This window comes from Nonomuraea sp. NPDC023979, from assembly GCF_040639085.1.
Classification (GTDB): domain Bacteria; phylum Actinomycetota; class Actinomycetes; order Streptosporangiales; family Streptosporangiaceae; genus Nonomuraea; species Nonomuraea ceibae.
In genome coordinates this window covers 167,949-186,427 of the sequence record NZ_JBEZZG010000010.1, presented here as the reverse complement: position 1 = coordinate 186,427, position 18,479 = coordinate 167,949, and the positions used below count along the sequence as shown (strand labels likewise).

General features: G+C 72.8%; 20 protein-coding genes and 1 tRNA gene. 20 read left to right on the top strand and 1 reads right to left on the bottom strand.

Annotated elements, in window-relative coordinates; all coding sequences use genetic code 11:
• Positions 1-60: 60 nt before the first annotated feature.
• On the bottom strand, positions 61-393 hold the full coding sequence (locus tag AB0G11_RS20165; RefSeq protein WP_357587369.1) for a GNAT family N-acetyltransferase: 333 nt from the start codon (positions 391-393) through the stop codon (positions 61-63).
• 1,045 nt (positions 394-1,438) lie between these two features.
• Here AB0G11_RS20165 and AB0G11_RS20160 point away from each other — a divergent pair.
• The 20 genes from AB0G11_RS20160 to AB0G11_RS20065 all read left to right on the top strand — a co-directional run bounded on the left by AB0G11_RS20160 (position 1,439) and on the right by AB0G11_RS20065 (position 18,479).
• Positions 1,439-1,511 (top strand) — tRNA-OTHER (locus tag AB0G11_RS20160).
• 269 nt (positions 1,512-1,780) lie between these two features.
• Complete coding sequence (locus AB0G11_RS20155) at positions 1,781-3,448, top strand: TROVE domain-containing protein (RefSeq protein WP_357587367.1); 1,668 nt, start codon at positions 1,781-1,783, stop codon at positions 3,446-3,448.
• 125 nt (positions 3,449-3,573) lie between these two features.
• Positions 3,574-3,834: an acyl carrier protein gene (locus AB0G11_RS20150; RefSeq protein ID WP_219511677.1), complete on the top strand. Its 261-nt coding sequence runs from the start codon at positions 3,574-3,576 to the stop codon at positions 3,832-3,834.
• 25 nt (positions 3,835-3,859) lie between these two features.
• Positions 3,860-5,071, top strand: a complete 1,212-nt coding sequence (locus tag AB0G11_RS20145) for a beta-ketoacyl-[acyl-carrier-protein] synthase family protein (RefSeq protein WP_219511675.1) — start codon at positions 3,860-3,862, stop codon at positions 5,069-5,071.
• Entirely contained in the window at positions 5,071-6,195 is a 1,125-nt protein-coding gene (locus AB0G11_RS20140; protein ID WP_357587365.1) for a beta-ketoacyl synthase N-terminal-like domain-containing protein, read from the top strand. The genes AB0G11_RS20145 and AB0G11_RS20140 overlap by 1 nt, the downstream gene beginning before the upstream one ends.
• A 22-nt stretch (positions 6,196-6,217) precedes the next feature.
• Positions 6,218-7,159, top strand: coding sequence for a beta-ketoacyl synthase N-terminal-like domain-containing protein (locus AB0G11_RS20135; protein WP_357587363.1), 942 nt, complete (start codon positions 6,218-6,220; stop codon positions 7,157-7,159).
• On the top strand, positions 7,156-7,965 hold the full coding sequence (locus tag AB0G11_RS20130; protein ID WP_357587361.1) for an alpha/beta fold hydrolase: 810 nt from the start codon (positions 7,156-7,158) through the stop codon (positions 7,963-7,965). Before AB0G11_RS20135 ends, AB0G11_RS20130 begins: the two co-directional genes overlap by 4 nt.
• Positions 7,962-8,849 carry a hypothetical protein gene (locus tag AB0G11_RS20125; RefSeq protein ID WP_219511668.1) on the top strand — a complete coding sequence of 296 codons (888 nt, stop codon included), beginning with the start codon at positions 7,962-7,964 and terminating at the stop codon, positions 8,847-8,849. The genes AB0G11_RS20130 and AB0G11_RS20125 overlap by 4 nt, the downstream gene beginning before the upstream one ends.
• Complete coding sequence (locus AB0G11_RS20120) at positions 8,846-9,934, top strand: beta-ketoacyl synthase N-terminal-like domain-containing protein (RefSeq protein ID WP_219511666.1); 1,089 nt, start codon at positions 8,846-8,848, stop codon at positions 9,932-9,934. The genes AB0G11_RS20125 and AB0G11_RS20120 overlap by 4 nt, the downstream gene beginning before the upstream one ends.
• Positions 9,931-10,767: a beta-ketoacyl synthase N-terminal-like domain-containing protein gene (locus AB0G11_RS20115; protein ID WP_219511665.1), complete on the top strand. Its 837-nt coding sequence runs from the start codon at positions 9,931-9,933 to the stop codon at positions 10,765-10,767. The genes AB0G11_RS20120 and AB0G11_RS20115 overlap by 4 nt, the downstream gene beginning before the upstream one ends.
• On the top strand, positions 10,761-11,600 hold the full coding sequence (locus AB0G11_RS20110; RefSeq protein ID WP_219511663.1) for an SDR family oxidoreductase: 840 nt from the start codon (positions 10,761-10,763) through the stop codon (positions 11,598-11,600). Before AB0G11_RS20115 ends, AB0G11_RS20110 begins: the two co-directional genes overlap by 7 nt.
• Positions 11,593-12,624 carry a beta-ketoacyl synthase N-terminal-like domain-containing protein gene (locus AB0G11_RS20105; protein ID WP_357587359.1) on the top strand — a complete coding sequence of 344 codons (1,032 nt, stop codon included), beginning with the start codon at positions 11,593-11,595 and terminating at the stop codon, positions 12,622-12,624. The genes AB0G11_RS20110 and AB0G11_RS20105 overlap by 8 nt, the downstream gene beginning before the upstream one ends.
• Positions 12,621-14,258, top strand: coding sequence for an acetyl-CoA carboxylase, carboxyltransferase subunit beta (gene accD, locus AB0G11_RS20100; RefSeq protein ID WP_357587357.1), 1,638 nt, complete (start codon positions 12,621-12,623; stop codon positions 14,256-14,258). The genes AB0G11_RS20105 and accD overlap by 4 nt, the downstream gene beginning before the upstream one ends.
• The gene (locus AB0G11_RS20095; RefSeq protein WP_357587355.1) at positions 14,251-14,682 is read left to right on the top strand and encodes an acetyl-CoA carboxylase biotin carboxyl carrier protein subunit; all 432 of its coding nucleotides are present in this window, start codon (positions 14,251-14,253) and stop codon (positions 14,680-14,682) included. Before accD ends, AB0G11_RS20095 begins: the two co-directional genes overlap by 8 nt.
• Position 14,683: 1 nt before the next feature.
• Positions 14,684-16,051, top strand: a complete 1,368-nt coding sequence (locus tag AB0G11_RS20090) for an acetyl-CoA carboxylase biotin carboxylase subunit (protein ID WP_219511655.1) — start codon at positions 14,684-14,686, stop codon at positions 16,049-16,051.
• Complete coding sequence (locus AB0G11_RS20085; protein ID WP_219511653.1) at positions 16,048-16,308, top strand: acyl carrier protein; 261 nt, start codon at positions 16,048-16,050, stop codon at positions 16,306-16,308. Before AB0G11_RS20090 ends, AB0G11_RS20085 begins: the two co-directional genes overlap by 4 nt.
• Complete coding sequence (locus tag AB0G11_RS20080) at positions 16,305-16,631, top strand: hypothetical protein (protein ID WP_219511651.1); 327 nt, start codon at positions 16,305-16,307, stop codon at positions 16,629-16,631. The genes AB0G11_RS20085 and AB0G11_RS20080 overlap by 4 nt, the downstream gene beginning before the upstream one ends.
• Positions 16,628-17,110, top strand: coding sequence for a hypothetical protein (locus AB0G11_RS20075; protein WP_357587353.1), 483 nt, complete (start codon positions 16,628-16,630; stop codon positions 17,108-17,110). Before AB0G11_RS20080 ends, AB0G11_RS20075 begins: the two co-directional genes overlap by 4 nt.
• A complete protein-coding gene (fabG, locus tag AB0G11_RS20070; protein WP_219511648.1) occupies positions 17,107-17,838 on the top strand; it encodes a 3-oxoacyl-[acyl-carrier-protein] reductase in 732 nt (243 codons plus the stop codon). Before AB0G11_RS20075 ends, fabG begins: the two co-directional genes overlap by 4 nt.
• Positions 17,835-18,479, top strand: a complete 645-nt coding sequence (locus tag AB0G11_RS20065) for a DsbA family protein (protein ID WP_357587351.1) — start codon at positions 17,835-17,837, stop codon at positions 18,477-18,479. Before fabG ends, AB0G11_RS20065 begins: the two co-directional genes overlap by 4 nt.

Here is an 18,479-nt window from a genome sequence, read left to right as displayed (position 1 = left end):
GCCGACCATGATGCTGCCGCCGTTCTTTTGCCGGGCGTGTCTGGCGATTCGGGTGTCCGGTCAGTCGTAGACGCGGATGGCGGCGGTGTTCTCCGCGACCACGGTGAGCCGGATCTTGTGGAGGCGCATTTCCGCGAAGCCGTATCGGCAGATCACTCTCGCGGTGTCGGTGGCGTAGCCGCGGTCCCAATATTCTTTGTCGCCGATCCGAAGGTCGAGTTCGGCGGCGCGGAGGCGTACTGAGCCGATCAACTGGCTTTTGTCGAGCGGTTCGACGCCGAAGAAGACACTGGCACAGGAGTTGCGGGGGAGTTCCTCGAAGCATTCGGTGATCTGTGCGAGCGACTCCGGATAGCTGCCGAACATCCAGCGCCCGACCTCGGGGATGGTCATCGGGCGGGATTCCTGATGGCCGTTTGTGTGAGCCCGCAGGTCGGGATCTCCTGGCTGTGGCCGGCCGCCGTCTGTGGCTGGGGGCGATCGCTGGTGCTCCCTGATTGGGCCGTGCGTTTTGCTTGGTGGAGTTCGGGCTGGAGAGCGGGCTGTGGTCGTAGTATCTTCGCGCCGTGACCACTGTTGAGGTCTTCGGGACCCTCGCCCTCGGGGCGGTGGCCGTCATGTTGCTCGCAAGAGCACGGTGGCCAGGTCGGACGGATCGGGAGCGTAGGGATGCTCGTGTGGCAGTAACGCTGATGTTCGTCGCCTGGTTCAGTGCGATTCTGTACGGGAAGCTCGTTCTCTGGGCGAGTTGATCGGTTCCGACAGGTCGTTAGCCCTACGCTTACTCGCCATGAGAAATCGCGACATACTGCTCTGTTTCATCGGGCTCGGCTTACTCGCGCTGATTGTCGCCGCATTTATGTCGGGAGGCATGTCGGGGGTCACCTTCGCCCTTATCGGGATTGCCTTCATGGTGGCGTCAGGGGTCATGGCGCTGGTGGAACGGAACGATCAGCACCGTGTGCCTCCCGTGGGGCCTCGGCCTCGCGATGGCCGGGAGGGCGGCCCTGGCCGTCCGTAGGCCGGTGGCCTGAGGGGTTCGGGCGACTGCGAAGGGTGGGCACACGCGGCGAAGTGTTCCACCTGTCATGGGCGGGGAGGGGGCGTGTCGGTGCGTCGCCTGGTGCCTTGTGCTGACATTTGGTGACTCGTCCGAAAATCAGGTGTGACTCATCATGCCTCCCGCTACGGTGGAGGCAGTTCATGAGGCCCGAAAAGCGCAGGATCGAATGCGGCGCCTTCCCGGGGCTCATGAGCTGGTCAGGTCTGGTGCTGGTACGGGTCGAAGCTTGTCGGTTATCCACTTCTCATGGGGTTGTCGCAGGTTCGAGTCCTGCCCGAGGCTCCGGTCTCGGTAGCTCAGTCGGTAGAGCGCCAATACCGGCGGGCGCGCCCATATCCGTGCCGGTTCCAGACCTGATCGCTCGTCAGTCCCGTCGGTGGCGCGGGTCGAATCTGATCGGTTATCGCTCTTCAAAGCGGAGACCCGGGTTCGAATCCCGGCGCCGCCCCTCGGGCGGTGTGGTGCAGCGGCCTAGCACGTCTTAAGCCGGTCAGTCCCTCCACATCCGCGCCACCGACGGGGCTGACGAGCGAGGGGAGCGGGTCGAAGGTCGTCGGTTATCGGGAACAGAGGGTCGCAGGTTCGAATCCTGCCCTCCCGGCTCGTCGGGAGGTGGCGCAGCCTGGACAGCGCATCTGTCTAACCCGGCGGTCACCACCACATCCGCTCCCTTTTCTCATGTCCGCCCCCGGGCGGGTCGAATCGAAGGAGCGCACGATGGCACGTGACCCTCTCGCGAACGTCTCGACGATCGCCACTCCGCAGACCCTGCCGATGCCGGGCCGCGCCGACCAGGTGCGCAACGCCGCCGGCGGCTACGTGTTCGCCAAGGACCTGTGGACGCGCGTGGAGGACTTCCTGATCCTCGGCACCACGGGCGGCACGTACTACGTGGGCGAGGACCAGCTGACCGCCGAGAACGCGGGCGTGCTGTTCCAGGCGATCGCCGAGGACGGGCCGCGCGTCGTCGCCCTGCTCACCGAGATCTCGACGGCGCGGCCGCCGCGGGCGCCGAAGCAGGGCCCGGCGCTGTTCGCTCTCGCCGCGGCGTACGCGAGGGGGGACGCGGACACGCGCCAGGCGGCGAAGGCGGCGTTGGCGAAGGTCGCGCGCACCACGGATCATCTGGCGAAGTTCTTCGGCTACTACAAGAACCTCGGCGGCAAGCCGACCGCCCGCGGCACCGCCCCCAGGGTGGGGCGTTCGCTGCGGACGGCGCTCGGCTCCTGGTTCCTGGCCGGGTCGCCGGACGACGTGGCGTTCCGGGCGTGCAAGGCCCGGCAGCGCAGGACGCCGCAGGGCGAGAGCCTGGACCTGCGCGACGTCCTCCGGATCGCGCACCCGGTGGCCGACGACGAGCAGCGTAAGACGTTGTTCGGGTGGATCGCCGGGAACGTGTCCGACGACGAGGCGCGTGACGAGCTGCCCGCCGTCGACCGGTTCCTGACCGCGAAGGCCGTCACCACGCCGGCCGAGGCGGTCCGGGTGGTGACGGCGGCGCGGGCGCCGTGGGAGTTCCTGCCGGACGCGATGCTGCGTGAGCCCTCGGTGTGGGAGGCGCTGATCGACACGGTCGGCCTGACCGCGCTGATCCGGAACCTGGCCCGCATGACGCGGATCGGCGCGCTGGAGCCGCTCGGCGACGGCACCGCCCGCGCCGTGGCGCGGCTGACGGACCGGGAGGCGATCACGCGTGCCCGCATCCACCCGATGGACGCCTGGCTGGCATTGCGCGTCTACGCCTCCGGCCAGGCGCAGCCGAACCCGCGCGCCGTCCGGCACACGTGGAAGCCGGTCCCGGCGATCCTGGACGCGCTGGAGCAGACGTACGAGCTCGCCTTCGGCACGGTCGAGCCGTCCGGGAAGCGGCTGCTGGTCGCGGTGGACTCGTCCGGGTCGATGGCCTGGGGCGATGGCGTCCGCGTCGGAGGCTCGCCGGTCGGCTCGCCGTACGAGGTCGGCTGCGCGATGGCCGTCATGCTGTCCCGCGTCGAGAAGGGCAACGTCCACGTCATCGACGTCGACACGAGGGTGCGCGGGTCCACGGTGACGCCGCGCACCAACCTGCGCGAGATCGCCCGCTGGCAGCCGTCCGGCGGCGGCACGGACCTGTCGCTGCCGTTCACGTGGGCGGCCCGCAAGGGGTTCCACGCCGACGGGATCGTCGTGTTCACGGACAACGAGACGTGGGCGGGGCGGTCCCACCCGGCGCAGGCGCTGGCCGCCTACCGGCGTACGGTCAACCCGGACGCGCGGGTCGTCGTCGCGGCGATGACCTCCACCGGGCACTCGATCGGCGACCCGGGCGACGACGGCGTGCTGAACGTGGCCGGGCTGGACGCGTCGCTGCCGCTGATCGTGAACGGGTTCGTCCGCACGCGGTAGCCGGGCCAGGAGTCAGGCCGGGCCTGCCCGGCCTGAAGGGGCGCGTCGGCCGGGCGGGCGGCGATATAGGGGAAGTATAGCGGCCCCGACAATTCTTCCTTCATCGAAGTTTATGGAGGAGAAGAATGACGGAGCTAAGTGCGGCCGCCGGTCTTGATTCGGAGCAGCGCAGCCTCATCAAGGAAATAGTCTGCGAGATTCTCGAGATCGACCCCGCGGAAATCACGGACGACAGCCTCTTCAAGGAGGACCACGACGCCGACTCGCTGCGCGCCATCGAAATTCTCGCCGCGATAGAGCGAGCCTGCAAGGTCACCATCGACCAGGCCGAACTGTCCAGGATGACCAGCCTGAACGGCGTCTACGCCGTCGTCGCAGAGGCCTAGGGCAGACAACCGCGGAGGCGTTGTGATGCGCAGGGTGGTCATCACCGGCATCGGAGTGGTAACCAGTATCGGGATCGGCGTCGGAGAATTCCTCTCCGGCATCAGGTCCGGGCGCAGCGGGGTCAAGCCGATCGGCGCGTTCGACACGACCGGGTTCGAATATGGCAACGCCTGCGAGGTCGCGGGTTTCGATCCGGAAGCGTATATCGAGAGGCTCGACCCGGCCGAGCTCGGGCGGGCGAGCCAGTTGTCCGTGGCGGCGGCCGGGATGGCCGTCAAGGATGCCGGGATGTCGCTCGCCGAGCTGCGGTCGCGGCGTTCCCTGGTGTCGGTGGGGACGACCAACGGCGAGGGGCGGGACTTCGACGTCCTGACCGGCCAGGGGGTCGACTCCGGGATGGAAGGGCTGGACCCTGCCCTGGCCGGCAGGATCGGCGCGGGGCGGCTGTCGTCCAGCATCGCGCGGGAGATGGGCCTGACGGACACCGAGGCCGTCACGCTGCCGACCGCGTGCGCGGCCGGCAACTACGCGATCGGCTACGGCTTCGACGCCGTACGCAGCGGTGACGTGGAGGTGGCGCTGTGCGGCGGCGCCGACGCGCTGTGCCGTAAGACGTTCGCCGGCTTCTACCGGCTCGGCACGATCGCGCCCGAGGTGTGCCAGCCGTTCGACCGGGATCGCAAGGGCATCCTGACCGGTGAGGGCGCGGGGATCCTCCTCATGGAGAGCCTCGACACGGCGCTGGCCCGGGGCGCGAAGATCTACGCCGAGGTGCTGGGGTTCGGGCTCAACTGCGACGCCCACCACCCGGTGGCCCCGGAGCGCGACAGCATCGCCTCCTGCATCCGGCTGGCGCACGAGGACGCGGGCATCAAGCCGTCGGAGGTGGACTTCATCTCCGCGCACGGCACCGGCACCAAGGCGAACGACGTCACCGAGGCGCAGGCCATCCACCAGGTGTTCGGCGGCAGCCCGCCGCCCACGGTGTCGATCAAGTCGATGCTCGGGCACTCGATGGGCGCGGCCAGCGCGCTCGCCGCGGCGGCCTGCGCGCTGGCGCTCACCGAGGGCTTCATCCCGCCGACGATCAACCACGTCGAGACGGACCCGGAGTGCGCCGTCGACTGCGTGCCGAACCAGGAGCGGGTCGCCGACCTGCGGGTGGTGCAGAACAACGCGCTGGCCTTCGGTGGCAACAACGCGGTGCTCATCCTCGGCAAGCACGAGGAGAGCTGATGTCGGGTGTGGCCATCTGCGGCGCGGGCGCCGTGGCGAGCGTCGGCTCCAGCCTGGGGGAGATCTTCCAGGCGCTGTGCGCGGGCCGCAGCGGGCTGGGCACGCCGAACGGGTTCGACCTCGGCAAGTACCGTACGCGGCTCTCGTTCGAGATCGACGACCGGCCCGAGCGCGGCCGGGACGTGCCGCTGCGCTCGACGCGCTGGCTGGAGCACGTGATCGAGGCCGCGGCGGCCGAGGCGGAGCTGCCGGACCTGCGCGGCGTGCCGATCCTGATCGGCACGACGCTGCGCGAGCTGCGCTCGGTGGAGCTGCGCTGGCGTGACGGCGTCGACTTCGACCTGGAGGAGCTGCACTTCGGGCCCGCGCTGCGCCGGCGTTTCGGCGCGGTGCAGGTCTCCACGGTCGCGAACGCCTGCGCCGCCTCCCTGTACGCGCTCGCGCTCGGGTGCGACCTCATCGAGACCGGGGCGGCGGACACGGTGATCGTGGCCGGGGTCGACAACATCTCCGAGAGCACCTACGGCCTGCTGGACCGCTGCTACCCGGAGGCCCCGGACGCGCTGCGGCCCTTCGACAAGGCGCGCCGGGGCATGCTGCAGGGCGAAGGGGCAGCGGCGATCGTGCTGCGCCGGGCGGAGAGCGCGCGGCACGGCTGGGTGCGCTCGGTCGCGGTCAACTGCGACGCGCACCACCCGTCCGCGCCGGACGCCAAGAGCATCACGATCGCGATGCGGCAGGCGCACACGCGGGCCGGGCTGACCCCGGCCGACATCGACCTGCTGATGCTGCACGGCACCGGCACGCCGCTCAACGACGAGGCCGAGGCCAGGAGCGTCGGCGAGGTGTTCGGCCAGAGCGCCCCGCCGCCGTGGATGACCGCGATCAAGTCGATGACCGGTCACACCGCCGGCGCGTCCGGGCTGCACAGCCTGCTCGTGGCGGTGGAGTCGATGCGCACCGGCACGATCCCGCCGGTGGTGGGCGTGCGGGAGGTCATGGACGAGATGGCCGGCCTGCGGCTGGTACGCGACCAGGCGGTCGGCGACGAGCTGCGGCTGGCGCAGGTCAACGCGTTCGGGTTCGGCGGGCTGAACGCCGTCGCGGTGGTGGAGCGCCCATGACGACCCCGGAAGCGGAGCGCCCATGACGACCCCGGACGAGGACATGCTGATCACAGGAGCGGGCACGGCGATCAGAGGCGTGGCGGGTCCGGCCGGCCTGCTGCGGCCCGCCGTGCCGGAGGCGTCCGCCGACCCGACGGCGAGCCTGACCGGGCGCGGCCTGCGCTACAAGGACCGGGCCACCAAGCTCGCGCTGTGCGCCGGGCGCGACGCGCTGGCCGACGCCGGGCTGCTGCTCGACCCCGGCCTCGCGGTGCCCGGCGAGAGCGTCGGCGTGGTCGTCAGCTCCAACTACGGCAACCTCGACACCGTCTGCGACACGGTGTCGGCCATCGCCGCGCACGACTACACCGCGACCAGCCCGATGGCGCTGCCGGGTACGGCCAGCAACGTCACCGCCTCCTGGGTGGCGATCACGTACGGGCTGCGCGGGGTCAACCTGACCCTGTGCAACGGGGCGACCTCGGGGCTGGACGCGGTCTCCTGGGCCCGCGTCATGGTCCGGGCGGGACGGGTGCGGCACATGCTGGTGATCGGCGTCGAGCCGGCCAACCCGGTGGTCGCCGAGCTGGTGGGGCCGACCTTCGACGGGGCGGCGGCCCTGGTGCTGGAGTCGGCGGAGACCGCGCGTGAGCGCGGCGCCACGGCGATGGCCCGGCTGGGACGCCACGCCAGGCGGGAGACGCACGCTGGGGCCGTCGGCGACGTGCTCGGCGGCCTGCTCGACGACCGGGTGGACCTGTGGTGCCGTCCGGAGACGGCGCCCGGCGACCGGGTGGAGAGCGCCGAGGAGCAGGATCTCACCGCCCTGCTCGGGCCGGCCTCGGGCGCGCTCGGCGTCGTGCAGTGCGTGACGGGCGCCGCCTGGCTGAACGAGAGGGCGGGCGGCACCGTCCTGGCCACCACCCAGGGCGTGGACGCCGCCGCGGCGACCGTCCTCACGGGAGCGGGAGCCGCCCGATGACCAGCACCCACCCCGCGCTCGCGTCCCGGCCCGCCACCGGCGGCCGGGCGGCGGGCCAGGGGCGGGCCCTGAGGCTGCGCAGGGCGGGACCGGCGGAGCCCGGGGTGCGGACGGTGCTGCTGCACGGGCTCGGCGGCGGCCCCGCCACCTGGAACGCGTTCGCCGCGCTCGCCCCGCCCCGCCTGGAGCTGTGGGAGGCCGACCTGCCGTGGTCGGCGGTGGGGACGCGGGAGTGGACCCTCCAGCCGGACCCCGGCCGGTGGGTGGTGGACGCGGCCGAGGGGGCCGAGGTCGTCATCGCCCACTCCTTCGCCGCCAACCTGCTCCTGGAGTCGCTGGCCCGAGGGCTGAAGGTCGGCGCCGCCGTCCTGGTCGCGCCGTTCTACCGGGCCAGCCCGGCCGAGTTCGACTGGGCGACCATCGAGAGCTACCTGGCCGGATTCCACACGATCCTCGATCACGGCCTGCGCGTCACCTCCGGCGACCGGCTGCCCCCGGACACGCGCCACGACATGGCGGTGAAGCTCCGCGAGCGGCTCGGCCCCTACAGCTGGATGCGCTTCTTCGAGGCGTACCTGCGCTCGCCCCTGGTGGACACGGCGGCGGTCACCACGCCGTGCCTGGTGGTCAGCGGGCGCGACGACCGGGCGGCACCGCCGCGTGACGGGCGGGCGCTGGCCGGGGCGCTGCCCCGGGCGCGCTTCGAGACCCTGGCGGCCGGCCACCTGCCGATGATCGAGCAAGCACAGGCCTTCGCCGAGCTCGTCGGCGACTTCGTTTCCGCGCACACCTTGGAGATCACGTGAACACCACCCGGCTCAGGCCCCGGTACGAAGGCGCCAACGTCGGCACCTGGATCGGCTTCAAACACCTGAACTACCTGGTGGAGGAGGCTGTCCTGGAGCACCTGCGCGGCGCCGGGCTCCGGGTCACCGACCTCTATCACGACCACGGCCTGTGCGTGGACCTCGTGGACATCGACACGCGGATCCTGCGCGCGCTGCGGGTGGACGACGTGGCGGTGGCCGAGGTGGCGGCCGACGGCATGTCGTACACCGTGAAGATCACCGCCGAGGGTGACGCGCGCAAGGCGATCCACGCGCGGGCCACCGTGGCGCTGCGGCTCGACCCGTGGGGCGAGGACGTCAAGGACGCCCCCGCCGAGCTGGCGCCGTACGTGGTGAAGCGGCTGGGGGAGGGCGGGGCGGGCGAGCGGCTGCCCGAGGGCGTGACGGTGGAGGACCACCTGACCGCGGGCCGCAACGCGTTCGCCTGGAAGTGGCGCATCCCGTACTTCTACTGCCATTTCACCGAGCGGCTGCAGATGTCCGGCTACCTGCGGCTGATGGAGGAGGTCGTGGACCGCTTCCTCGCCGACCGGGGAGTGTCGGTCAAGCGGCTGCTGGACGAGCAGCGGCTCATCCCCGCCGTGCCGCACTCGCGCATCACCATCCTCGACGAGGCCCTCATGGAGGAGGAGCTGTACGTCGTCTACACCGTCGAAGAGGTGTTCAAGCGCCTGACGTACACCAGCCGGATGGACTGCTACGTGCTGCGGGACGGCGTGCTCGTCCGGACGGCGACGGGCCGGATCACCCACGGCTACGCGCGGCTGACCGGCAGGTCCGAATGGAGCCTGGTCGACCTCGACGACCGGCTCCACGACGCGCTGACCAACCGCCCGTCATGACGGACGTCCTGGTCACCGGGGTGGGCGCGGTGACGTGCCAGGGGTACGGCGCCGCCGCCCTGAGCGCCGCGATGACCGCCGCGGCGCCGCCGGTGCCGCAGCGGCTGACCGATACCCCGGCCGTCATGCGCCACCCGCTGATCCACCGGGTCCCGGGCGTGGCGTCCGGCGCGGTGGCGCTGGCGGCCTCGGCCGTGGGGGAGGCGCTCGACGACGCCGGCCTGGAGCTGCGGCCCGACCTGCGCGCCGGCGTGGTCCTCGGCTCCTGCCTGGGCGAGGCGGGCCCCGACGGGAGCCCGGACTTCCAGGTGGCCTCGGCGGTGGGAAGGCTGCTGGGCGCGTTCGGCGCCAACATCAGCGTCAGCAACGCCTGCGCGGCGGGCGGGTTCGCGCTGTGCCTGGCCGCCGACCTCATCCGCACCGGCGACGCCGACGTGGTGATCACCGGCGGCGCCGACGCCTACTCGCGGGTCGGCTGGGCCTCGTTCGACCGGCTGGGCGCGGTGGATCCCGTACGGTGCCGCCCGTTCGACCGGGACCGCCAGGGCACGATCCTCGCCGAGGGCACCGGCATCCTGGTCCTGGAGAGCGCCGAGCACGCGCACCGGCGCGGGGCGGAGGCGTACGCGAAGCTGACCGGGAGCGGGTGGAGCTGCGACGCGCACCACCTCACCGCGCCCGAGCCGAGCGGCGAGCAGATCATCCGCGGCATGCGCGAGGCGCTGGCCGGCGACGAGCCCGGCTGCGTCATCCCGCACGGCACCGGCACGGTGCTCAACGACCTGGTCGAGAGCCAGGCCCTGCGCGCCGTCCTCGGGACGGCCGCCGACCGGGTGCCTCTCTACAGCGCCAAGGCCCTGCTCGGACACACCGGCGGCGCGTCGGCGGCGATCGGCGCGGTGATGGCCTGCCTGATCCTGCGGGACGGCGCCGTGCCGGCCAACGTCCCGCTCGACGAGCAGGACCCGCGCTGCGAGGTCTACCTGCCCGTGGACGCGCCGGTGCCGCTGCCGGTCCCCCGCGTCCTGGTCAACGCCTACGCCTTCGGCGGCGCCAACGCCTCGTTCGTCCTGGAGGCCGCATGATCGCGGTCACCGGGGCGGGCGAGGTCCACGCCCCGTCCGACGTCTCGCAGGAGCTGGGCCGGCGCGGCTACAAGTACCTGCTGCCCGCCTCCCGCTACCTGCTGGCCGCCACGCGGCGCGCGGTGGCCGGGGGCGGCCGGCTCGACCACGCGCCGGCCGAGCGCCGGGGCGTGGCGGTCGGCTCCAACACCGCCGTCCGCGAGTACTTTTCCCAGGCCATGACGGCCACCGGCCAGGAGGACCTGAGCCCGGCCATGGCGCCCTACTTCGCGATCAACGCGCTGGCCGCCCGCGTGACCGGCGAGCACGAGCTCAAGGCGTTCAGCCTGACCTGCACGTCGCCGCACGTCGCCGGGTTCGAGGCGATCGAGCTGGGCGGGCGCGCGCTGGCGGCCGGGCGGGCCGACGTGATGGTCGTGGCCGCGATGGAGGGCACGGGCGCGGTGGCGCTCGTCGTCGAGCCGGGCGCCGCCCACCTGCCCCGCGTGCTGGCGCGCACCGCGTTCGCGCCGCCGGACCTCGTCGCCTCCGACCAGGGACGCCGCAGGCTGCTCGCCGACGCCGAAGCGGTCATCGAACGGGTCCGGCCGACGCGTGTCCACGCGGTCGTCGACGGCTCGCCCGTGGCCGAGGCGGTCATCCGGGCCGTCGCCATCGCCGGCGACGGCGTGGTGCCGCTCGTCTCCGAGCCTGCGGCCGGCGGCTGCCTGGCGCCCATGACGCTGCTGTCCGACCTCCTGCGCACCGCGCGGGAGAACACCTTAGTGATCACCGCGACGGCCGAGGGCCACTACGCCTTCGGCGCCTTCCTCCCGGGGGTACCGGCATGCTGACCTCACTCGACAAGACCTGGGGCCTGGTGCTGGGCGCATCCAGCGGGATCGGCCGCGCGTGCGCCCTCGCCATGGCCCAGCAGGGCATGAACGTGGTGGGCGTCCACTTCGACACCGCGGCCGCGGCCCGATCCGTGGCGGAGCTGGCCGACGAGATCACCGCCTGCGGCGTCCAGGCCCGCTTCCACAACCTCAACGCCGCGCGCAAGTCCACCAGGGACGAGCTCGTCGGCACGCTCGGCGAGCTGACGGACGGGGCGGGGCTGAAGATCCTCCTGCACTCGCTCGCCTTCGGCACGCTGGTCAGATACCTGCCCGAGCAGGCCGGCGGCCCCGTGCTCACGCAGCGCCAGCTGGAGATGACCATGGACGTCATGGCGCACAGCCTCCTGTACTGGGTGCAGGACCTGTGCGCGGCCGACCTGCTCCGGCCCGGGGCCAAGGTCTACGCGATGACCAGCGCCGGAGCCGTGCAGCACCTGCCCAGCTACGGGGCCGTCTCGGCGGCGAAGGTGGCGCTGGAGGCGCACGTGCGGCAGCTCGCCTGCGAGCTGGCCCCGCGCGGGGTCGCGGTGAACGCGCTGCGCGCCGGCGTCACCCTCACCCCGGCGCTGCGCCGCATCCCGGAGCACGAGGAGTTCAGCCGCGACAGCGCGCGCAACAACCCGCACCACCGGCTCACCACCCCGCAGGACGTGGCCGAGGCCGTGGTCCTGCTGTCCGCGACCACCTCCTCGTGGATCACCGGCAACACGATCGGAGTCGACGGCGGCGAACTGCTGGCCGCGGGCGGCTCCTGGGCATCTCAGGAAGGGATTCGGCAGGATGGATGAGCTGGTCATCTCGGGATGCTCCGTGATATCCCCGTTCGGGCTCGGCGTCGACGCCTTCGCCGCGGGCCTCGCCTCCGGCGACCGGCCGACGTCCGCCACCTCCGGCGGGCCGTACGCCGACGCCTGCCTCATCCCGGACTTCGACGTCCGCGCCGTCCTCGGCGCGAAGGGGACGCGGGCGATGGACCGGGCCACCGCGATCGCCGTGGCGGGCGTCGGCATGCTGCTCGACACCCCCGTGGCCGAGCACCCGCACCAGGTCGGCCTGGTCCTCGGGACGAGCTCGGGCAGCATCAAGAGCATCATGGACTTCACCGAGGAGTCGCTGACCGGGGACAAGCCCTACCACGTCGACCCGGCCCGCTTCCCCAACACGGTGATGAACCGGGCGGCCGGGCAGAGCGCGATCTGGCACGGGCTGAAGGGCCCCAACGCCACCGTGGCCGGGGGCGCCGCCACCGGCCTGCTGGCGCTCAACTACGCCACCCGTCTGCTGCGCCGCGACCGCTGCCGGGCCGTGCTGTGCGGCGCGGTCGAGGAGTACTCCGAGCAGCGCGGCTGGCTCGCCTGGCACGTCGGCCAGCGGGACGTCCCGCCGGGCGAAGGTTGCGCGATCTTCCTGCTGGAGTCGCGGGAGGCCGCGCTCGCCGCCTCCCGCGAGCCGCTGGCGGCCGTGCTCGGCTCCCGCTTCATGGCCTACGAGCGCGCGGTGGAGGTCCGCGCGATCCTGGCCGCGTGCGTGCGCGGGCTGCTGGACGACCTCGGCCTGCGCGCCGAGGACGTCGGCCTGGTCGTGTCCTCGGGCGCCGAGTCGGAGGACGCCGCCCTCGACGGCGTCGTCGGCCCGCAGACCGAGCGGCGGAGCTGCCGGGACGCGCTCGGCGACACGGCCTCCGCCGCGTCCGCGTTCCAGCTCGCCGCCGCCCTCACCGGCGGGCCGTCCGGAGCCGTGACGCTGGTGACCTCGGTCGACCGCGACGGCGTCGTCGGATGCACGGCCGTGCGGCTGGAGCGCGCCGCATGACCGTGCTGGAGCAGATCAACGCGCTGCCCGAGGGCACCTGGCTGCGCTGCCAGGGCTGCGCCGTCCTCCTGCACCACGAGGCGCTGGCCAGGCACGAGCACACCTGCCCGAACTGCGGCCGGCACTTCCCGGTACGCGCGCTCGACCGCGTCGCCATGCTGGCCGACCCGGGCAGCTTCACCGAACGCCACGCGAACCTGGCCCCGCTCGACCCGCTCGGCTTCACCGACCGGCTCGCCTACCCCGACCGGCTGGCCCGCGCCCAGGCCAGGACCGGGCTCAACGACGCCGTCGTCACCGGCCTGGCCACGCTCGGCGGGCGGCCGGTCGCGCTGGCCGTCATGGAGTTCGCCTTCTTCGGCGGCAGCATGGGCTCGGTCGTCGGCGAGAAGGTGGCCAGGATCGCCGGTGACGCCCTGCGCGGCCGGGTCCCGCTGGTCGTGGTCTCCGCCTCGGGCGGCGCCCGCATGCAGGAAGGCGTGCTGGCGCTGCTGCAGATGGCCAAGACGGCCGAGGCGGTGCGATCGCTCAGGCAGGCCGGGGTGCCGTTCGTCAGCGTGCTGGCCGACCCGGTCTACGGCGGGGTGGCCGCCTCCTTCGCCGGCCTCGGCGACGTGATCGTCGCCGAGGAGGGGGCCAGGGCGGGGTTCGCCGGCCCCCGGGTGATCGAGCAGACGATCAGGCAGGAGCTGCCGCTGGGCTTCCAGACCGCCGAGTTCCTGCTCGAACACGGCCACGTGGACCGCGTCGAACGGCGTCAGGAGCTGCGCGGCCTGCTGGACCGCGTCCTCGGCATCCTGTCGGGGGAGCGCGACGCGGCCGCGCCCGCCGAGCCGCCCGCCGAGCAGCCGCCCGGGGACCTCGACGCCTGGGAGACGGTCCGGCTGGCCCGCGACCCGGGGCGGCCGAACGCCCGCCGCCGGGTGGAGGAGCTGTTCACCGGCTTCGTCGAGCTGCACGGCGACCGCCAGGGCGGCGACGACCCGGCGATCCTCGGCGGCCTGGCGCGGCTCGACGGCCTGCCCGTCGTGGTCGTCGCCCACCACAAGGGCGCCGACACCGCCGAGAACGTCGCGCGCAACTTCGGCATGCCGCATCCGGCCGGCTACCGCAAGGCCATGCGCCTGTTCCGGCTCGCCGAGCGCCACCGGCTGCCCGTGGTGACGCTGGTCGACACCCCGGGCGCGTACCCGGGGGTGGCGGCGGAGGAGGGCAACCAGAGCGGCGCCATCGCCGAGTGCCTGCTGCTCGCCGCCGGGCTGCGCACCCCCGTCCTGTCGGTGATCACCGGCGAGGGCGGCAGCGGCGGGGCGCTCGCGCTGGCCGTCGGCGACCGCCTGCTCATCCAGGAGCACGCCGTCTTCTCGGTGATCAGCCCCGAGGGCGCGGCGTCGATCCTGTACGGGACGGCCGCCCGGGCCCCCGAGACGGCCAGGGCATTGAAGCTGCGCGGCGCGGACCTGCGGGCGCTGGGGGTCGTCGACGCCGTGGTGCCCGAGCGGAACCTCGGGCCCACCCTGGCCCGGCACCTGCGCGACCTGCTCGGCGTGCCGATCGACGACCTGCTGGCCGCGCGCCGCGGCCGATTGCGCTCCTACGGGGTGTGGAGCACGGAGGGAGAAGACCATGACTGATCTCCGCGCGACCGTCGAGGCCACGGGCCGGATCCTGGATCTGGTCCGCGGCAGCGACGTGCGCCGCCTGGTGGTCAGGGGCGAGGACGTCACGATCGAGATCGAACGCTCCGCCCCGGCCGCCGCCGCGGAAGCGCTGCCGGCGGCGGCGCGGCAGGAGGAGGAGCCCCGCGAGGAGCCCGCCGCGGCGGTGACCGCCCCGCTGATGGGCGTCTTCTACCAGCGGCCGGCCCCCGACCAGCCGCCGTTCGTCACCGTCGGCCAGCACGTCGAGGCCGGGGAGCAGGTGGCGATCGTCGAGGCGATGAAGATGATGAACCCGGTCGTGGCCGGGCGCGCCGGCGTGGTGCTGCGCGTCAACGTCGCCGACGGCGACGTCGTGGAGTTCGAGCAGCCGCTCATGGAGCTGGGGGCGGTGGGCTGAGGTGGAGCGTCTGCTGGTCGCCAACCGCGGCGAGATCGCGGTCCGCATCGTCCGCGCCTGCCGCGACCTCGGCATCGGCAGCGTCGTCGCGTACTCGTCCGCCGACCGTGACAGCCTGGCCGTGCGGATCGCCGACCGGAGCGTGCACATCGGCCCCGCGCCCGCGCGGCGCAGCTACAACGACATCCCGTCGCTGCTGTACGCGTGCGCGCTGACCGAGGCCGACGCCGTGCACCCCGGCTACGGTTTCCTGTCCGAGGAGCCGCTGTTCGCGACGGCCTGCGCCGAGGTGGGCGTCACGTTCGTCGGGCCGTCGGCCAAGCACATCGCGCTCATGGGCAACAAGCTCGACGCCAGGGCGGCGATGCGGGCGTGCGGCGTGCCGGTGCTGCCCGGCTCCGACGGGCCGGTGGAGAGCGCGCACGAGGCCGCCGAGGAGGCCGCCCGGATCGGCTACCCGCTGATCCTCAAGGCGGTCGCGGGCGGCGGCGGCCGGGGCATGCGCGTCGTCCGCGACCCCGGCGAGCTCGCCAGGACGTGGGAGGAGACGCGGGCGGTCGCCCGGACGCTGTTCCGCGACGACCGCATCTACCTCGAACGGTACGTGCCGCGCGGCCGGCACATCGAGGTCCAGATCCTCGCCGACTCCTTCGGCAACGTCGTCGACCTCGGCGAGCGCGACTGCACCGTGCAGCGCAGGCACCAGAAGCTCGCCGAGGAGTCCCCCGCCCCGTCGCTGCCCGGCGACCTGCGCGAGCGGCTGCGCGACGCCGCCGTGCTGGGCGCCACGTCGGTGGAGTACGTCAGCGCGGGCACCATGGAGTTCCTGGTGTCCGACGAGGGCGAGCCGTACTTCCTGGAGATGAACACCCGCCTCCAGGTGGAGCACCCGGTCACCGAGGAGTGCACCGGGATCGACCTGGTCGAGTGGATGATCAGGATTGCCCGCGGCGAGGCGCTCCCCTTCGGGCAGCGCGGCCCCGACCTCGGCCGGCACGCCGTCGAGGTGCGGATCAACGCCGAGGACGTGGCGCGCGACTGGGCGGGCAGCACCGGGCGCGTCGAACGGCTGCGGCTGCCCGGCGGCCCCGGCATCCGCGTCGACACCCACCTGTACGAGGGCTACGTGGTGCCGCCGTTCTACGACTCGCTGCTCGCCAAGATCATCGCGACCGGTCCCACCCGCGAGGTCGCGCTGCGGCGGATGGACCGGGCGCTGCGCGAGTTCAGCTGCGAGGGCGTGGTGACCAACGCCGACTTCCATCGAACCCTGCTGTCCGACGAGGGCTTCCGGGCCGGTGACTACCGGCTGGACCTGGTCGAGGACATCGTCGACAGGCTGTGCACGACCGAGAGGAGCACGACATGACCGCCTCCCTGGTGGACAAGGACGAACTGCGGAAGGTGATCGCGACGACGCTCGACATCGACGTCGACGAGGTCACCGACGACGCGCACTTCGTCCAGGACCTGGAAGTGGACTCGCTGATGGCGCTGGAGATCGCGGTGACGCTGGAGAAGCGGTTCCAGGTCAAGATCGACGAGACCGAGATGGCCGGGATCACCTCGTTGTCCAGCACGTACGAGCTGCTGTGCGGGTTGCTGGCGGAAGGGGCCGGACGGTGAGCGCGATCCTGCCGGCGGGCACGCCGCGTGACGGCGGCGTGCGCGTCGATCCGGGGCTGCCGGTGCTGGCCGGGCACTACCCGGGTTTTCCCGTCTTCCCCGGCGTGGGCGTGCTGGAGGTGGCCGACCAGGCGATCCGCGCGAAGTTCGGCGCGGACCTGGTGCTGAGCGAGATCGTCAGCGGGCGGTTCCTGCGGCCGGTCCTGCCGGGCGACACGATGACCGTGGAGGTGGCCGAGCAGGGCGAGGGGTTCGCCGCGGTGGTGAGCACCGAGCGCGGCGAGACCGCCCGGCTTCAGGTGCGCTACCGGGAGACGGCATGAGCGGCCCCGAGGAGATCGGCGTCGACCGGATCAGGAAGGTCATCCCACACCGCTTCCCGATCCTCCTGCTGGACCGGGTCGTCGCCGTCACGCCGGGCGAGAGCCTGGTCGCGGTCAAGGCCGTCACCTGCACCGAGCCCTGCTACGAGGGCATCGGCGACGAGGCGGGGCCCGCCGCCTACGACTACCCGTGGCCGCTGCTGCTGGAGTCCTGGGCGCAGGCCGCGGCGCTGCTGGCGCTGTGGGAGTCGCCCAACCCCGACGTGCTGGCCGGGGACGTGGTGCTGGCCGGCGGCATGCGCAACGTGCGCTTCCACCGGCCCGTACGGCCCGGCCAGGTGATCGAGCACCGGGTGCGCATGGTCCGCAAGGTCGGCGAGAACGCCGTCATGGAAGGCGAGTCGCTGGTCGGCTCGGAGGTCGTGCAGGAGATGGGAACCATGATCGAGACGACTCGGCCGATCGGGGTGCTGGCATGACCGTCGCCCTGGTCACCGGAGGTTCGCGCGGCATCGGCCGGGCCGCCGCCGTCGCCCTGGCGGCGGACGGCCAGGACGTCGCGCTGTGCTACCAGTCCAACACCGAAGCGGCCGAGGAGGCCGCCAAGGAGATCGAGCGGCACGGCGTACGCGCCCTGATCAGGAAGGTCGACGTCACCGACCGGGCCGCGGTGCGCGCCTTCGCCGGCGACGTGGAGACCGAGCTCGGCCCGGTGCACACGGTCGTCACCTCCGCCGGGATCACCCGCGACCGGCCGCTGGCGCTGCTGCCCGACGACGACTGGGACCAGGTCCTCGACGTCAACCTGGGCGGCACCCACAACATCGTGCGCGCGGTCGTCCTCGGCATGATGAAGCGCGGCGGCGGGCGGATCATCACGATGTCGTCGGTCGCCGGGGTGGCGGGCAACGTCGGGCAGACGAACTACGCCGCGTCCAAGGCCGGGATCATCGGCTTCACCAAGGCGCTGGCCAAGGAGGTCGGCCGCTACCGCATCACCGCGAACGTGGTCGCGCCGGGCTTCATCGAGACCGACATGACCGCCGACCTGCCGGAGAAGGCCACCGCCCAGCTGCGCGATCGCATCTCGCTCGGGCGCTTCGGCGCCGCGGACGAGGTCGCCCAGCTCGTGTCGTTCCTCGCCTCCGAGCGGGCCGCCTACATCACCGGGCAGGTCATCCGCGTCGACGGGGGGATGGCGCTGTGAGGTTCTACTTCAACTTCCGCAGCCCCTACTCCTGGCTGACCCTCCACGACTTGCTCGCCGAGCGGCCCGGCCTGGCGCGGCGGCTGGACTGGATCCCGTACTGGGACCCGGAGGAGGCCACGCTGCGCGAGCTCGACGCGGCCGGCGGCCGGTTCGGCTACTCGGCCATGTCCCGCGAGAAGCACCTGTACATCCTCCAGGACGTGCGGCGGCTGGCCAGGGCGCGCGGCCTGGAGCCGAGCTGGCCGCTGGACCGCGGCCCCCGCTGGGAGGTGCCGCACCTGGCCTACCTGGTCGCGGCCGACCACGGCGTGGGGCAGGAGTTCGCGGCGGGCGTCACCGAGCTGCGCTGGCAGCGGGGGGCCGACGTGTGCGACCCGCGCGTGGTCGCCGAGCTCGGGCGCTCGCTCGGGCTCGACGAGGCCGCGCTGACCGGCGCGGCGGACGACCCCGAGCTGCGCGAACGGGGCATCGAGGCGCTGCGGACGGCCGACCGCGACGGCGTCTTCGGCGTGCCGTTCTTCGTCCACGGGCGGGAGAGGTTCTGGGGGCTGGACCGGCTGGCCGCCTTCGCCGAGTCGGCCGGCGAGCAGGAGGCGGACGCGTACCCGCCGGAGGACCACCCCGGTGGCTGTGGCTGA

What these genes read in the sequence shown, in the direction of transcription:
- accD (WP_357587357.1), top strand. Translation starts at nt 12,621, where the DNA reads ATGACCGTGCTGGAGCAGATCAACGCGCTGCCCGAGGGCACCTGGCTG.
- AB0G11_RS20165 (WP_357587369.1), bottom strand. Translation starts at nt 393, where the DNA reads ATGACCATCCCCGAGGTCGGGCGCTGGATGTTCGGCAGCTATCCGGAG.
- AB0G11_RS20135 (WP_357587363.1), top strand. Translation starts at nt 6,218, where the DNA reads ATGACGACCCCGGACGAGGACATGCTGATCACAGGAGCGGGCACGGCG.
- AB0G11_RS20120 (WP_219511666.1), top strand. Translation starts at nt 8,846, where the DNA reads ATGACGGACGTCCTGGTCACCGGGGTGGGCGCGGTGACGTGCCAGGGG.
- AB0G11_RS20075 (WP_357587353.1), top strand. Translation starts at nt 16,628, where the DNA reads ATGAGCGGCCCCGAGGAGATCGGCGTCGACCGGATCAGGAAGGTCATC.
- AB0G11_RS20115 (WP_219511665.1), top strand. Translation starts at nt 9,931, where the DNA reads ATGATCGCGGTCACCGGGGCGGGCGAGGTCCACGCCCCGTCCGACGTC.
- AB0G11_RS20130 (WP_357587361.1), top strand. Translation starts at nt 7,156, where the DNA reads ATGACCAGCACCCACCCCGCGCTCGCGTCCCGGCCCGCCACCGGCGGC.
- AB0G11_RS20155 (WP_357587367.1), top strand. Translation starts at nt 1,781, where the DNA reads ATGGCACGTGACCCTCTCGCGAACGTCTCGACGATCGCCACTCCGCAG.
- AB0G11_RS20110 (WP_219511663.1), top strand. Translation starts at nt 10,761, where the DNA reads ATGCTGACCTCACTCGACAAGACCTGGGGCCTGGTGCTGGGCGCATCC.
- AB0G11_RS20085 (WP_219511653.1), top strand. Translation starts at nt 16,048, where the DNA reads ATGACCGCCTCCCTGGTGGACAAGGACGAACTGCGGAAGGTGATCGCG.
- AB0G11_RS20105 (WP_357587359.1), top strand. Translation starts at nt 11,593, where the DNA reads ATGGATGAGCTGGTCATCTCGGGATGCTCCGTGATATCCCCGTTCGGG.
- AB0G11_RS20145 (WP_219511675.1), top strand. Translation starts at nt 3,860, where the DNA reads ATGCGCAGGGTGGTCATCACCGGCATCGGAGTGGTAACCAGTATCGGG.
- AB0G11_RS20150 (WP_219511677.1), top strand. Translation starts at nt 3,574, where the DNA reads ATGACGGAGCTAAGTGCGGCCGCCGGTCTTGATTCGGAGCAGCGCAGC.
- AB0G11_RS20095 (WP_357587355.1), top strand. Translation starts at nt 14,251, where the DNA reads ATGACTGATCTCCGCGCGACCGTCGAGGCCACGGGCCGGATCCTGGAT.
- fabG (WP_219511648.1), top strand. Translation starts at nt 17,107, where the DNA reads ATGACCGTCGCCCTGGTCACCGGAGGTTCGCGCGGCATCGGCCGGGCC.
- AB0G11_RS20140 (WP_357587365.1), top strand. Translation starts at nt 5,071, where the DNA reads ATGTCGGGTGTGGCCATCTGCGGCGCGGGCGCCGTGGCGAGCGTCGGC.